The following is a 13,462-nucleotide window of genomic DNA, read 5'->3' on the forward strand; positions in this document are numbered from 1 at the left end:
GCTGTGCCCGGCGAAGTGCCCGCTGCGCCCCCGATGGCACCTCGCGCGCCGGCTTTCGTCCCGTTGCCGACGGAGGCTTTCGCGCGCCTGCCTTTTATCGAAAACGCCAGCCTGTCGCCGGACGGCGGCTATATGGCGGGTTTGCTTGCGGTAGGGGGCGAGCAGCGCATCATGATGGCCCCCACGATTGGGGGGCAGGGCAAGAGTGTCGTTATCGGGGTTCCGGACAAGACGGAAATTGCCTGGATACGCTGGGTGAACGACGACAATATCGTCGTCGGGCTTTATGCGCTGCAGCCCGTCGAGGCCGATAACTGGTATATTTCAAGGATGATCGCGATCAACCGGACGACGGGCAAGATCACGAAGCTATTGTGGGATCTGGGCGGGCAAAATGGTGCCGATCTGTTGTGGACGCCCACCGACGCCAGCAACGAAATCCTGATTGCCGCGCAGGACAGCATCTATGAGGGGCCGGAATTCTGGCCGGCGGTCTATCGCGTCGATGTGACCACGGGGCGAAAGCGGACACTGATCCCCGGACGCACAAATGTCATGGATTGGGGCGCCGATCATCTTGGCCGCGTCCGCTACGGCATCGGCTATCGCGACAGCACCACCCAGGCCACGCTGCTGTATCGCAGCGCTGGCGAAGGCGCGTTCCGTTTGATCGAGCGTGTGTCGCTACGCGAAGAGCAGGAATTGACGGTCCCCTTCCTGTTCCGTCCTGACAACGACAATGGCTATGTCATCAAGGCGGGCTTTGATGGTCGCTCGGTTGTTGCCGAAGTCGATCTGTCGACCGGCAAGGATGTGCGAATTGTCCATACCGCCGAAGGCGCCGAAGTCGAAGGGGCCATCGTCTCGTTTGACAGAACGAAACTGCTCGGGGTGAGGACGACCGACCGCGCCCGGCCGATCCACTGGATCGACCCTGTCATGGCCGCGCATCAGGTGAAGCTCAACGCGGCGTCGCCCGCCTCGAACGTGCGGATCGAAAGCTATAGTCGCGATCTTGGCAAGCTGCTGGTGCGGTTCAGTACGCCTGAAAATCCCGGGTTGTTGTATCTCTTCAACGCCGCATCGGGGGATTTGGTGCAATTGGCGGCGGTCAATGAAGCGATAGGCAGCAAGCGGCTTTCGCGATCGAAATTCATCCAGTATCGCGCCCGGGACGGGCTGGAGATCGAAGGGGTGCTGACGATGCCGCGCGGGCGTGCGGCGAAAAATCTGCCCTTCATTGTCATGCCGCATGGCGGCCCTTGGGGGCATGATGAACTGACCTATGACTATTGGGCGCAGTTTCTTGCCGAACGAGGCTATGCGGTGCTCCAGCCCAATTTCCGTGGATCGACGGGCTATGGCGAAAAATTCCTCAAGGCCGGGCAGGGTCAGCTGGGCTTTGCCATGCAGGATGACGTCAGCGACGGGGTACGCTGGGCGGTGGTCGAAGGCATCGCCGACCCCGGGCGCGTGTGCATAATTGGCGCTTCCTATGGCGGCTATGCCGCGATGTGGGGGATCGCGAAGGACCCCGACCAGTATCGCTGCGCCGTCGCGATCAATGGCGTTTCCAATTTGCGGCGCGAGGTCAATGATTTCGGCGGGACCCTCCGCGAGCGCCTTTATCGCGACCAGTGGCAGAAGATGACGCCCGATTTCGCTGCGGTATCGCCCATCAACGCAGTCGAGCGAATCAAGACGCCGCTGTTGCTGATCCATGGCAAAAAGGACGTCACGGTCGACCATGGCCAGTCGTCGCGAATGTACTCGGCGATGAAGGGGGCGGGCAAGGCCGTGGAATTTGTCTCGATCCCGCTGGCCGATCATTATTTCACCCGCGAAGCCGATCGGCTGACGTTGTTGACGTCTATCGAGGCCTTCCTCGCCAAGCATAATCCACCCGACTGACCAGCATCTTTCCAGCGCCTGCAAAACCGACTATCGGGCGGCATGACCGACACCACTTCGACGGCGCTGCCGCGCACGCTTTCGCCCTCGCTCTTTCTTTTCACCATCATCTATGGCGGCATGGTCGTGCTCGCCGGGGTGCTGGGGAACAAGCAGGTCGCACTCGGCGACTGGCTCGCGGTCGAAGCCGGGATTTTTCCGTTTCTGTTTCTCGTTGCACTGTCGAGCAGCGTGTCAGAACTGCACGGTCAGTCGACCGCGAACCGCCTCGTGCTCTGGGGTTTTGTCCCGCTGGTCCTGTCGATCATGCTGACCGCGCTGGTGCTTGCGCTGCCTGCGTCGCCCGAAATGCAGCCCGAGCGGCTTGCCGCTTTTGACACGATATTGGGCCAGAGCCCGCGTCTGATGGCAGCGGGGATCGTTGCCTATGGCACTTCGCAATTTCTGAACGTCACCATCTTCAGCAAGCTGCGCGGCCGTGAAGGCGCGGGAACCGGATCGACCTGGCTCGCGGTGCGCGGCGCAATCGCCAGCGCGCTGAGCCAGATTGTCGATACCTTGCTGTTCGTCACCATCGCTTTTTCGGGCGTCTTCCCGATCGCCAATCTGATGGGCGGACAGATGCTGGCGAAGGTCGGGCTGTCGATCGTGGTTATCCCGTTCGTTATCACCGGCCTGGTTGCGCTCGGCCGCCACCTTGACGCAAAGAACGCAGGATGATGACCATGACCGACCCCTCCAAAATGCCCGACCTGCTTGCCAAGGCCGAGACTCTCGTCGAGGCGCTGCCCTATCTGCAGCGCTACGCCGGCGAAACCTTCGTGATCAAATATGGCGGCCATGCGATGGGCGATGCCGAAGCACAGCGCGATTTCGCTGAGGATATCGTGCTGTTGAAGGCGGTCGGGATCAATCCGGTCGTCGTCCATGGCGGCGGACCGCAAATCGGGCGGATGCTGAAACAGCTTGGGATCGAATCGACTTTCGTCGGCGGCCTTCGCGTCACCGATGCGGCGACCGCCGAGGTCGCCGAGATGGTGTTGGCGGGCAAGATCAACAAGGAAATCGTCGGCTGGCTCGCCGCATTGGGCGGCCGTGCGGTCGGGATTTCGGGCAAGGATGCCAATCTCGTCCTCGCGGAAAAGATCAGCCGCACCGAACCCGACCCCAATTCAGGGATCGAGCGCCATGTAGACCTGGGCTTCGTTGGCCAACCGGTGGCGGTCGATCCGACGATCCTTGTCAATCTGACCAAGGATAATTTCATACCCGTCGTCGCGCCGGTCGCGCTCGGCGCCGATGGTGCGACATACAATATCAATGCCGACACGATGGCGGGGGCGATCGCGGGCGCGCTGGGCGCCAAGCGTTTCTTCCTGCTCACCGACGTTGCCGGGGTGCTCGACAAGTCGGGGTCGCTGCTCACCGACCTCGACCGCCCGGCGATCGACGCGCTGAAGGACGACGGCACGATCACCGGCGGCATGATCCCCAAGGTCGAAACCTGCGTCGCCGCAGTCGATGCCGGGGTGGAGGCGGCGGTTATCCTCGACGGACGCATCCCGCACGCGATGCTGCTGGAAATTTTCACGGCGAGGGGTGCGGGCACGCTCATTCACCGCTAAGAGCGTTCAAACGCCGCTTTTTACGGAGACCTGCCTTGCTTCTCATGCTCATCCAGATCGTCCACATCATCCTGACGGTCCTGTGGTGGTTCATCATCGGGCAAGCGGTGATGTCGTGGCTGATCGCGTTCAACGTTATCAACACACACAACCAGTTCGTCGGTCAGCTGTGGATGGTGCTCGATCGGATTACCGAGCCGCTCTATCGCCCGTTCCGCCGCATCATGCCGGATTTCGGCGGGCTCGACCTGACCCCGATGCTGGTGCTGATCCTGGTCATCATCATCGACGGCCCGGTGCTCAACTATCTGGCGCGCCTCGCCTATAGCAACGGGATGGCGTGATGGTCGCCCAAGCGATTGACGGCAAAGCCTTTGCAGCGGGCCTGCGTGCGCGCATCGGTGACGCGGTTCCGGCATTTCAGGCCGCGGCCGGGCGCGTTCCCGGGCTCGCCGTTGTTCTCGTCGGAGATGATCCGGCGAGTGCGGTCTATGTCGGGTCGAAGGGTAAGGCGACTGTCGCCGCCGGTATGGCGAGCTTTGAGCATCGTCTGCCCGCCAGCGCGTCGCAGGCCGAGGTCGAAGCGCTGCTCGCTACCCTCAACGCCGACGAAGCGGTCGACGGCATCCTGCTGCAACTGCCGCTGCCCGGCCATCTCGATGAACAGGCCGCGGTCGCGACGATCGATCCCGACAAGGATGTCGACGGGCTGACTCCGGTCAGCGCCGGACGCCTCGCGCTCGGTATTCCCGGCATGGTGCCATGCACCCCCTATGGCTGTCTGTTGCTGCTTCAGGACCGGCTTGGCGATCTGTCGGGCAAGGATGCGGTCGTCATCGGCCGCTCGATCCTCGTCGGCAAACCGATGGCGCAATTGCTGCTCGGCGCCAATTGCACCGTCACCATGGCGCACAGCCGGACGACGGATCTGCCCGATCTCGTCCGCCGCGCCGATATCGTCGTCGCGGCGGTCGGCCGCGCCGAAATGGTCAAGGGCGACTGGATCAAGCCCGGGGCGAGCGTCATTGACGTCGGCATCAACCGCCTCGCGCCCGCACCGGGTGAAGCAAAAGGCCGGCTGGTCGGGGACGTCGACTATGCCAGTGCCACTGCCGTCGCCGCTGCGGTCACCCCGGTTCCCGGCGGTGTCGGTCCGATGACCATCGCCTGTCTGTTGCGCAACACGCTCGTCGCCGCGCATCGCCGCGCGGGGCTCGCTGACCCGGAAGGTTTTTGACGATGCGCCGCCTGTTGCTGATGTCCGCTATCGCCGTGCCGCTGCTCGCGGCTTGTGCATCGTCTGATGATATCCGCAACCGGCCGCTCTCGGCCAACCCCAGCGCCTTCATCGCGGCCGAGATCGGCTTTGCCCGTCTGGCGCAGGACAAGGGGCAATGGACGGCGTTCCGCGAAACCGCGGCGCCCGAGGCGGTGATGTTCGTGCCGCAGCGCGTTAAGGCGCGCGACTGGCTGAAATCGCAAAAGGACCCCGCCGAGGCGGTGAAGTGGCAACCGCATGCGGTCTATGTCAGCTGCGACGGCAATGCCGGGGCAACGACCGGCGCATGGCAGAAGGGCGGGGAGAATGGCTATTTCACCACCGTCTGGCTGCGCGACCCCAAGAAGGGTGATCTGCTCTGGACGCTGGATCATGGCGATACGCTGACCACTCCGCGCGAAGCGCCCGATTTCATCGCATCGAAACAGGCCACCTGCGGATCGCCTGGCGTTGGCGTCGAGGGCGGAACCGAGGGTGAGGATCGGATGATCGGCCTGTCGCCCGACCAGACGCTCAGCTGGACCTCGACCGTCCGCGCTGACAAGTCGCGCCGCGTGACCATTCGCCTGTGGGACGGAACTCGGATGGCGACCGTCATCGACGATCAGGTTGCGGCGCCCAAACAGCCATGATGGACCTGTTCATTTCGGCCTTCGTCACCCTGTTCGTGGTCATCGACCCGCCGGGATGCGCGCCCATCTATGCCAGTCTGACGACGGGCGCGAGCGCGGCGCAGCGCCGGGCGATGGCGATCCGCGCGACGCTGATCGCTGGTTGTATCCTCGTCTTTTTCGCGATGTTCGGCGAAGCGCTTTTGAGCTTTCTGCACATCGACCTTGACAGTTTCCGCATCGCGGGCGGCATCATGCTGTTCATGATCGCGATCGACATGGTGTTCGAAAAGCGCACCGAACGGCGCGAGCAGCGCGCCGAGAAATTGATCGCGACGCCCGAGGTCGAGGATGTCTCGGTCTTCCCGATGGCGATGCCGATGCTCGCGGGGCCGGGATCGATCGCATCGGTGATGCTGCTCGTTGCGCAGAACAACGGCCTCGACCGCGCGATGGTGATTTTCGGCGCGCTGCTGCTCGTGCTGCTGCTCACGCTCGCCGCGCTGCTGACGGCGGGGCCGCTGATGCGGCTGATTGGCAATAAGGGCGAAGCGGTGATCACGCGGCTGCTCGGTGTGCTGCTCGCGGCGCTCGCGGCGCAATTCGTGATCGACGGCTTGAAAGCCAGCTTCCCCTCGCTGGGGTGATTCACGAAAAAGGGCGCCGCCCGCCGGCGCCGCCCTTTCTCATCCACGGGAATGGAATTACTTCGCGGCGTTGACGTCGGCCTGGGTGATCGGCGCGATGCGGATTTCGACGCGGCGGTTGCACTGATAATCGGCCTCGGTCAGCTCGGGCGTGCATTTCAGCTGCGATTCGCCATAGCCCAGCGTCGCCATGCGCGCACGCTGGATGCCGCGGCCGCCCAGATAATCGGCGACCGACGCGGCGCGGCGTTCGGACAGGCCCTGATTATAGGTGTCGCTGCCCTTCGAATCGGTGTGGCCGTAAACGTCGATATAGGTGCTCGGGAATTCGGCGAGCGTCGTTGCGACATTGTCGAGCGCGCTGCGGAACTGGGGCTTTACCATGGCGCTGTTGAGGTCGAAGGTCACGTCGCCGGGCATGTTGAGCACCAGCTGGTCGCCTTGACGCTCGACGTCGATGCCGGTGCCGGCGGTGCGTTCGCGCAGCTTCTTTTCCTGCTGGTCCATATAATTGCCGATGCCTGCGCCGGCGATCGCGCCGATGCCCGCGCCCAGAATTTCTTCGGTGCGGCTGTTGCGGCCGCCGATCAGGTCGCCGAGCAAATAGCCGCCTAGCGCGCCGCCGATGCCGCCGATCGCGGCCTTGGAAATGCGCTTCTGACCCGTTTCCGGATCGGTCACACAGCCCGTGAGCATGAGCGCGCCGATGCTGGCGAGGGTGGTGAGCTTGATCATTCTGCTATTCATCGTGTCGCTCCCTTTATTTGCGGTGACTTCGCCGGTCGTGCGAAGGCCGCGTTCATGCCGATAACATATGGCCGCGTATCTGGTTCCAAAATCTTGCTGAACATTGGCTGAGCCGACCTTCGACGGTGGCATTGTGTATCGCCGGGTCTTTCGCCTATAGGCAGCATATGACCGACGATGACAGGGGCCGGGCGCCCAAGCGCCCGCAACACAACCCATGACCCCCTTTCCCTGGTCCGATGTCGCGATCATTGCGGTCCTGATCCTGCTCAACGGCGTTTTCGCCATGTCCGAACTCGCGATCGTATCGTCGCGCAGCCAGCGGCTGCAGGCGGCGGAGAAGCGCGGCAGCCGCGGCGCCGCGATTGCGCGGAAGCTTGCGGCCGATCCGGGGCGCTTCCTGTCGACGGTCCAGGTCGGCATCACCTTGATCGGCATCCTCGCCGGCGCCTATTCGGGCGCGAGCCTTGGCGGGCCGGTCGGCGAGCGGTTGCAGGCCCTGTTCGGCCTCGACGACAAAAATGCGTTTGCGACGGGCTTTGCCGTCGTCATCGCGGTCACCACCTATTTCTCGCTGATCGCCGGCGAACTGGTGCCCAAGCAATTCGCGCTGCGTTCGCCCGAACGCATCGCGATCGCGATGGCGCTGCCGATGTACTGGCTTTCCAAGGTAGCGGCGCCGCTCGTCTGGCTGCTCGACAACAGCTCGGCGCTGGTGTTCCGCATCCTCGGGCTCAACCGCGAATCGGAAGACCGGGTGACCGCCGAGGAATTGCACCTGATCGTCGCCGAAGCGTCGAAGTCGGGGGTGATCGAGGAAAGCGAACGCGCGATCATCTCGGGCGTCGTGCGCCTCGCCGACCGCCCGGTGCGCGAGGTGATGACCCCGCGCAAGGATGTCGACTGGATCGACATCGCGTCGGACGCCGACGCGGTGCGCGCGAAGCTGCTCGAAACCCCGCACACGCGCATCCCCGTCGCGCGCGGCTCGGTCGATGATATCGTCGGCGTCGTGCAGGCGCGCGATATCGCCGGAGCGCTGTTCCGCGGCGACGCGCTCGATCTGGAAAAGCTGACGCGTTCGGCGAAGGTCATCCACGACCAGATCGATGCGATGGACGCGCTCGAGGCGCTCCGCGTCGCCGAGGTGCCGATGCTGTTCGTCCACGACGAATATGGCCATTTCGAAGGGCTGGTGACCCCCGCCGACCTGCTCGCGGCGATTGCGGGCGAGTTTGCGTCCGATCAGGATATCGGCAGCGAACCTTTCGTCGTCGAGCGCGAGGACGGCAGCCTGCTGATCGCCGGCTCCATGCCCGCCGACCAGATGGCCGAACGGCTGGGGATCGAACTGGGCGACGACCGCGACTATGCGACCGCGGCGGGCCATGCGCTGGCGATTTTGAAGCATCTGCCCAAGGAGGGTGAGGTGTTCCGCGATCGCGGCTGGCGTTTCGAGATCATCGACATGGACGGCCGCAAGATCGACAAGCTGCTCGTCACCGAGATGAGCCGGCCGAAGGATGACGGCGAAGGTTAAGCGGTCCGTCCGATCGTCTGAACGTCGCAAAAGTTGTGCACGCGGGGCGGGGCGAAGGTGCCAAAGATCAGCGGATTGAATGGCACTTTTGCGACTTTAGCCTGAGTAGAGGCCCCCGTGTTTCGGAAACGGAAGATGGACGAGGTCAAAGAGCCGCAGCGACGCTGGCACAGCCGAATAATGTAGGAAAGCAATATATCGGGTCCGGGATATGTCAGCTTTGGGGTGGTTAGCCGTTGCAGTCTTTCAACCCTCGTCACCCCGGACCTGATCCGGGGTCCAGAAGGCGAGGGCTGCCATGGATCCCGGATCAAGTCCGGCATGGCGACGGGAAGGCCGTCAACTTTGGGGTGGGAAGTTGCCTGTCGGCTTTTACGCAGCAGATGGTCGTTAGCCGCGTCACACACCGAGCCATTCCAATCCGCCGCCGAGCTCATTCGCCGAGTAGTCGACTTGCAAAACTCGACGATGCCTTATCACGCTGGCCGCCTCGGAAGCATGCAAGATTGGTGTCGCATATACCCACACATCACCAGCATGAGCGAGGCAGGAATAGGTGCCGCACTGGCGAACCACCTCATCGTACTCACTAATTGGCACCCGTCCCACCTTATGGGAACCGGGCGCGATCAACAGCGGTGAATTGCCTGTTGGGACATCGTCGAGATGGACCCGAAGCGTTACCATGCGGGCAAGCAGGTCGAACGGAGGCGCGACATGCTGCATACCCCCCTTTGTTGTCCAAGGCCCGTAACCGTCAACTTCAATCCGCTGCTTGACGCAAATCGTGCGATCCTGATGCCACGCCAACGACCAGTTCGTTTTTGCATTCTTGTCGAACAGGATCGCACGCACGGGACGGCATCGTGGCCCAAGAAACTCCGATGCAAGAGAGCCTATCGATCCGTCGGCGGCCAATATCGGCATGAGAGGCTTGATGCCATGAATCCGGACTCCAGCCTGCTGTGTGGGAAGACCCTGTAACGCTGCTCGAATGTCTGGGAGCGCCGCCAATGCAGCGGCATGAAAATGTTCCGCACCATCCTTTTCGAGGGTCAGATGGCGGACGTTTGACGAGTGGTCCATCGCATTATTTAAGGTGCTTCATCGTGTCTGGGCAACGGCTGGTTTAGGGCAGCCTCAATTCGCCTTTAAATGACAAAATGTGGTCGTTTCCGGACATTCCCCTTTCCCGTTCGTGTCGAGCGAAGTCGAGACACCCATCGAGATGGCGCCAAGCCGAGGGGCATCTCGACTTCGCTCGATGCAAACGGGATAGGAGTGGGGGCTTTCGGTCGTTCGCCGCCATCCCCTTTCCGTTACTTCTGACCCGATCCGGCGGGCAGGCGACAGGCGCCGCTATGGATGCCGGATCAAGCCCGGCATGACGACGGGAAGGAACCCGTCGTTTGCGCACGCATGTTGCTGGCGGCGTCTATCCGCGCGGGTGCGGGTTGACGGAGAGCGGAGTCAGAGTTCGCCGCCGAGTGCCCCATATTTCGCTTCGAACCCGGCCTTGTCGCCGCGCGCGAGATAGCTGGCCTGATCGACCAGATTGTCGCGCGCGATGCGGCCCTGGAAGGAGCCGAGTTGCGGGTCGATGGCGGCGATGTCGGCGTCGGTCCAGTCGGCGATCTGCTGGAAGCTGGTGACACCAAGGCCGCCCAGCAGCGTGACCATCTTTGGTCCGATGCCCTTCAACAACCGCAGATTGTCTGCGGTGGCCGCTGCGGGCGCTGAGGCAGGCGCGGGCGCAGGTTCCGGTGCGGGCGGCGGAGGAGCCGGTTCCTCGGGAATCGGGATCGCCGCTTCGGCCGGGGCCGGCTTGGCGGGGGTTTTCTTCGCAACTTTTGTCGTTGGCTTTGCTGTGCTCTTCTCCGCCGCAGACTTCGCGGCGGCTTTCGGCTTCGCGGCGGGCTTGGGCTTCGGCGGCGCGGCTTCGGCAACCGGCTCGACGATGGGTGCGGGTTTCGGAGCAGGTTCCGGTTCCGGCGCAGGCGGTGCCTTGGCGGCCGGTTGCGGGACGGGAGGCGGAGCGGCCGGAGCAACGGGTTGCGGCTTGGGCTCGAGCGGTTTGAAGCGCGCGGGTTCGGCGGCGATGATTTCGGGCTTTGCCGGTTCGAGCGGCTTGGCGGGTTTCGCGGGAGCTGCGGCCGGAGGCGCAAGGTCTTCAGGCTTCTTGCGGCGCAGCAGCCACGCGGCGAGCAGGATCGCGACGAGGAGCCCGACGACCGCGATGATCCAATTTTCCTGAAGCCACACCATGATATTCTCCGCTCCTGATTTTTGTTCAGCCTATGCGGCCCCGTCGACGGCGTCCAGTCCGGTGCGCCCCATCCCTGACGGGCCGGGGCTTATTCGGCTTCGCGCGCGACCTCGCGCCAGCCGATATCACGGCGGCAGAAGCCGCTGGCGAAATCGAGCCTGTCGACCGCGGCATAGGCGCGCGCCTGCGCTTCGGTGACGGTGCGGCCGGTCGCGGTGACATTGAGCACGCGCCCGCCCGCCGCGACGATCTGGTCGCCGTTGCGCGCGGTTCCGGCGTGGAAGACGCGGACCCCGCCCGCTTCGGCGTCGGCGATGCCATGGATCGCGCCGCCCTTTTCGGGGGTGGCGGGATAGCCGTTCGCGGCCATCACGACGGTCAGCGCATAGTCGCTGGCGAAGGCGGGCGGCGTCGCATCGGCGAGCGCGCCGGTCGATGCGGCGTGGAGCAGCGCGGCAAGATCGCCAGTATAGCGCATCATCAGCACCTGGCATTCGGGGTCGCCGAAGCGCGCGTTATATTCGATCAGCTTCGGCCCCGCTTCGGTGAGCATCAGCCCGGCAAAGAGAACGCCGACATAGGGTGTGCCCTCGGCGGCGAGGGTGTCCACGGTTGGGCGGATGATGCGGTTCATCACTGCCGCTTCGAGCTCCGCGGTGAGCACCGGTGCGGGGCTGTACGCGCCCATGCCGCCGGTGTTCGGCCCGGTGTCGCCGTCGCCGACGCGCTTGTGATCCTGCGCGCTGCCGAACGCCATCACGTTGGTGCCGTCGGAAAGCGCGAAGAAGCTCGCTTCCTCGCCGGTCATGAATTCCTCGATCACCACCTCGGCGCCGGCACCGCCGAAGGCGCCGTCGAACATATCGTCAACGGCTGCCGCGGCTTCCTCGCGCGTTTCGGCGATGATCACGCCCTTGCCCGCGGCGAGGCCATCGGCCTTGATCACGACGGGGATTGCAAAGCCTTCCAGCACGGCATGCGCTTCGTCGGCGCTGGTGCAGCGGACATAGGCGGCGGTCGGGATGCCCGCGCGCGCGCACAGATCCTTGGTAAAACCCTTCGATCCTTCGAGCTGTGCCGCCGCAGCGCCGGGGCCAAAGACCGCGATACCGAGTGCGCGCAGCCGGTCGGCGAGCCCCGCGACGAGCGGCGCTTCGGGGCCGACGACGACGAAATCGATGCTGTGCGCGGTGCAGAAAGCGATCAGGCCGTCGAGGTCGTCGGTGCCGATCGCAACGCATTCGGCATAGGCTTCGATCCCCGGACTGCCCGGCGCGGCATAGAGCTTGGCGCAGCTTTCCGATTGTGCCAGTTGCCAGCTAAGCGCATGTTCGCGGCCCCCCGAGCCCACCAGCAGGATATTCATGTCAGTCCCTTTTCCCGATCCGGCGTCCGATAGCGACGCGCCCGCGCGGCTGTTAGCCGAGGGCGCGCCCGGCGACAATGCACCGGCTTTGTCGGTCAGCCAATTGTCGGCGGCGATCAAGCGCACGGTCGAGGATGGCTTTGCTCGCGTGCGGGTTCGCGGCGAATTGTCGGGGACCAAGCGCGCGGCGTCGGGGCATTTTTATGCGGCGCTGAAAGACGATAATGCGCTGATCGACATGGTGATGTGGAAGGGGCAGGCGGCGCGCCTTGCCTTCCGCCCCGAGGACGGGATCGAAGTGATCGCGACCGGCAAGCTCACCACCTATCCCGGCCGCTCCAAATATCAGCTCGTCGTCGACAGTCTCGAGGTTGCGGGCGAGGGCGCATTGATGCTGCTCTTCGAGAAATTGAAGGCGCGGCTCGGCGCCGAGGGACTGTTCGACCGCGACCGCAAATATGACCGCCTGCCCTATCTGCCGCGCACGATCGGCGTCGTGACGTCGCCGACCGGAGCCGTGATCCGCGACATTCTCCATCGCCTTGCCGACCGTTGCCCGACGCGGGTGATCGTCTGGCCAGTGCTGGTGCAGGGTGACGGTGCCGCGGCGCAGGTCGCGAATGCGATTCGCGGTTTCGATGGCATCGAGCCCGGCGGCCCGGTGCCGCGCCCCGATCTGGTGATCGTCGCGCGCGGTGGCGGCTCGATCGAGGATCTGTGGGCGTTCAACGAAGAGATTGTCGTGCGCGCGATCGCCGACTGTCGTATCCCGACGATCAGCGCCGTGGGGCATGAGACTGACGTGACCCTCGCCGATTATGCCGCCGACGTCCGCGCGCCGACCCCGACCGCCGCCGCCGAAATGGCGGTGCCGGTGCGCGCTGAATTGCAGGCGCAGCTCGCGACCTGGGGCGGCCGGATGATCGGCGCCGCGAACCGCCACCAGTCGCTGGGCAGCGAACGGCTGACCGCGCTCGCGCGCCACCTGCCCAGGCGCGAGGCGCTGTACGCGCCGCAGCGCCAGAGGCTCGACGACATCGGCGACCGGCTCGACCGCAGCCAGCGTCATCGGCTGACGATGATCGCCGAGCGGCTCGCGACGCGCTCGGGTGCGCTGCGTCCGGCGTTGCTCGCGCGGCGCTGGGATCGCGACCGGGCGCGGATCGAGGGGCTGGCGCGATTGCTCACCTCGCTCGACCCGCGCGCGCTGCTGTCGCGCGGCTATGCCATGGTGCGCGATATCGACGGCGCGATCGTCACCACGACAGGCAAAGCACGCGACGCTGGCTCGCTGCGGCTGCAGTTCGCCGACGGCGAGGTTGCGGCCGAGGTGGTCGATGGCGATGCGCCCGCATCGACGCCGAAACCTGTCCGCAAACCGCCGCAGGGGGCGCCCAAACGGGGGCAGGGCGAGCTCTTCTGAGCTTGACGGGGGTGTCCGCGCGCACCGAAGCTGCTATAGAAGTGCGA

The 13,462-nt window shown here is 64.5% G+C and carries 13 protein-coding genes; 9 read left to right on the plus strand and 4 right to left on the minus strand.

Annotated features, from left to right (window positions below):
* The first annotated feature begins 33 nt into the window (after positions 1-33).
* The 7 genes from AC1RRJ_RS16325 to AC1RRJ_RS16355 are packed head-to-tail and all read left to right on the plus strand — an operon-like array spanning position 34 to position 6,073.
* Entirely contained in the window at positions 34-1,911 is a 1,878-nt protein-coding gene (locus AC1RRJ_RS16325; RefSeq protein WP_493124535.1) for an alpha/beta hydrolase family protein, read from the plus strand.
* Between the two features lie 42 nt (positions 1,912-1,953).
* The gene (locus AC1RRJ_RS16330) at positions 1,954-2,631 is read left to right on the plus strand and encodes a queuosine precursor transporter (protein ID WP_493124536.1); all 678 of its coding nucleotides are present in this window, start codon (positions 1,954-1,956) and stop codon (positions 2,629-2,631) included.
* Positions 2,628-3,536, plus strand: coding sequence for an acetylglutamate kinase (gene argB, locus AC1RRJ_RS16335; RefSeq protein WP_493124538.1), 909 nt, complete (start codon positions 2,628-2,630; stop codon positions 3,534-3,536). The genes AC1RRJ_RS16330 and argB overlap by 4 nt, the downstream gene beginning before the upstream one ends.
* A 44-nt stretch (positions 3,537-3,580) precedes the next feature.
* Positions 3,581-3,880, plus strand: coding sequence for a YggT family protein (locus AC1RRJ_RS16340; protein WP_493124961.1), 300 nt, complete (start codon positions 3,581-3,583; stop codon positions 3,878-3,880).
* A complete protein-coding gene (gene folD / locus AC1RRJ_RS16345) occupies positions 3,880-4,773 on the plus strand; it encodes a bifunctional methylenetetrahydrofolate dehydrogenase/methenyltetrahydrofolate cyclohydrolase FolD (protein WP_493124963.1) in 894 nt (297 codons plus the stop codon). The genes AC1RRJ_RS16340 and folD overlap by 1 nt, the downstream gene beginning before the upstream one ends.
* Positions 4,774-4,775: 2 nt before the next feature.
* Positions 4,776-5,447 carry a hypothetical protein gene (locus AC1RRJ_RS16350; protein ID WP_493124540.1) on the plus strand — a complete coding sequence of 224 codons (672 nt, stop codon included), beginning with the start codon at positions 4,776-4,778 and terminating at the stop codon, positions 5,445-5,447.
* Positions 5,444-6,073, plus strand: a complete 630-nt coding sequence (locus AC1RRJ_RS16355; protein ID WP_493124541.1) for a MarC family protein — start codon at positions 5,444-5,446, stop codon at positions 6,071-6,073. Before AC1RRJ_RS16350 ends, AC1RRJ_RS16355 begins: the two co-directional genes overlap by 4 nt.
* Before the next feature lie 57 nt (positions 6,074-6,130).
* Here AC1RRJ_RS16355 and AC1RRJ_RS16360 read toward each other — a convergent pair whose 3' ends face one another.
* Entirely contained in the window at positions 6,131-6,820 is a 690-nt protein-coding gene (locus AC1RRJ_RS16360) for a YiaD family glycine zipper/OmpA-like lipoprotein (protein WP_493124543.1), read from the minus strand.
* A 217-nt stretch (positions 6,821-7,037) separates the two neighbouring features.
* Here AC1RRJ_RS16360 and AC1RRJ_RS16365 point away from each other — a divergent pair, with 217 nt between their 5' ends.
* On the plus strand, positions 7,038-8,360 hold the full coding sequence (locus AC1RRJ_RS16365) for a hemolysin family protein (protein ID WP_493124545.1): 1,323 nt from the start codon (positions 7,038-7,040) through the stop codon (positions 8,358-8,360).
* 399 nt (positions 8,361-8,759) lie between these two features.
* On the opposite strand, the gene AC1RRJ_RS16370 is transcribed toward AC1RRJ_RS16365, so the two are convergent.
* The 3 genes from AC1RRJ_RS16370 to purD all read right to left on the minus strand — a co-directional run bounded on the left by AC1RRJ_RS16370 (position 8,760) and on the right by purD (position 11,992).
* Positions 8,760-9,215: a phytanoyl-CoA dioxygenase family protein gene (locus AC1RRJ_RS16370; protein WP_493124547.1), complete on the minus strand. Its 456-nt coding sequence runs from the start codon at positions 9,213-9,215 to the stop codon at positions 8,760-8,762.
* A 615-nt stretch (positions 9,216-9,830) separates the two neighbouring features.
* Positions 9,831-10,625 carry a helix-hairpin-helix domain-containing protein gene (locus AC1RRJ_RS16375; protein WP_493124549.1) on the minus strand — a complete coding sequence of 265 codons (795 nt, stop codon included), beginning with the start codon at positions 10,623-10,625 and terminating at the stop codon, positions 9,831-9,833.
* An 89-nt stretch (positions 10,626-10,714) separates the two neighbouring features.
* Positions 10,715-11,992 carry a phosphoribosylamine--glycine ligase gene (gene purD / locus AC1RRJ_RS16380; protein WP_493124550.1) on the minus strand — a complete coding sequence of 426 codons (1,278 nt, stop codon included), beginning with the start codon at positions 11,990-11,992 and terminating at the stop codon, positions 10,715-10,717.
* Between purD and xseA the strand changes: the two genes are divergently transcribed.
* Positions 11,991-13,415 carry an exodeoxyribonuclease VII large subunit gene (gene xseA, locus AC1RRJ_RS16385; protein ID WP_493124552.1) on the plus strand — a complete coding sequence of 475 codons (1,425 nt, stop codon included), beginning with the start codon at positions 11,991-11,993 and terminating at the stop codon, positions 13,413-13,415. The genes purD and xseA overlap by 2 nt on opposite strands.
* Positions 13,416-13,462: the final 47 nt, after the last annotated feature.

The organism is Sphingopyxis sp. GW821-FHT12C06 (genome assembly GCF_058807415.1).

Excerpts from the sequence above, each read along its gene's own strand:
- AC1RRJ_RS16360 (WP_493124543.1), bottom strand. The coding sequence starts at position 6,820 with ATGAATAGCAGAATGATCAAGCTCACCACCCTCGCCAGCATCGGCGCG.
- AC1RRJ_RS16350 (WP_493124540.1), top strand. The coding sequence starts at position 4,776 with ATGCGCCGCCTGTTGCTGATGTCCGCTATCGCCGTGCCGCTGCTCGCG.
- AC1RRJ_RS16340 (WP_493124961.1), top strand. The coding sequence starts at position 3,581 with ATGCTCATCCAGATCGTCCACATCATCCTGACGGTCCTGTGGTGGTTC.
- AC1RRJ_RS16330 (WP_493124536.1), top strand. The coding sequence starts at position 1,954 with ATGACCGACACCACTTCGACGGCGCTGCCGCGCACGCTTTCGCCCTCG.
- AC1RRJ_RS16325 (WP_493124535.1), top strand. The coding sequence starts at position 34 with ATGGCACCTCGCGCGCCGGCTTTCGTCCCGTTGCCGACGGAGGCTTTC.
- AC1RRJ_RS16365 (WP_493124545.1), top strand. The coding sequence starts at position 7,038 with ATGACCCCCTTTCCCTGGTCCGATGTCGCGATCATTGCGGTCCTGATC.
- folD (WP_493124963.1), top strand. The coding sequence starts at position 3,880 with ATGGTCGCCCAAGCGATTGACGGCAAAGCCTTTGCAGCGGGCCTGCGT.
- AC1RRJ_RS16355 (WP_493124541.1), top strand. The coding sequence starts at position 5,444 with ATGATGGACCTGTTCATTTCGGCCTTCGTCACCCTGTTCGTGGTCATC.
- purD (WP_493124550.1), bottom strand. The coding sequence starts at position 11,992 with ATGAATATCCTGCTGGTGGGCTCGGGGGGCCGCGAACATGCGCTTAGC.
- xseA (WP_493124552.1), top strand. The coding sequence starts at position 11,991 with ATGTCAGTCCCTTTTCCCGATCCGGCGTCCGATAGCGACGCGCCCGCG.
- AC1RRJ_RS16375 (WP_493124549.1), bottom strand. The coding sequence starts at position 10,625 with ATGGTGTGGCTTCAGGAAAATTGGATCATCGCGGTCGTCGGGCTCCTC.
- argB (WP_493124538.1), top strand. The coding sequence starts at position 2,628 with ATGATGACCATGACCGACCCCTCCAAAATGCCCGACCTGCTTGCCAAG.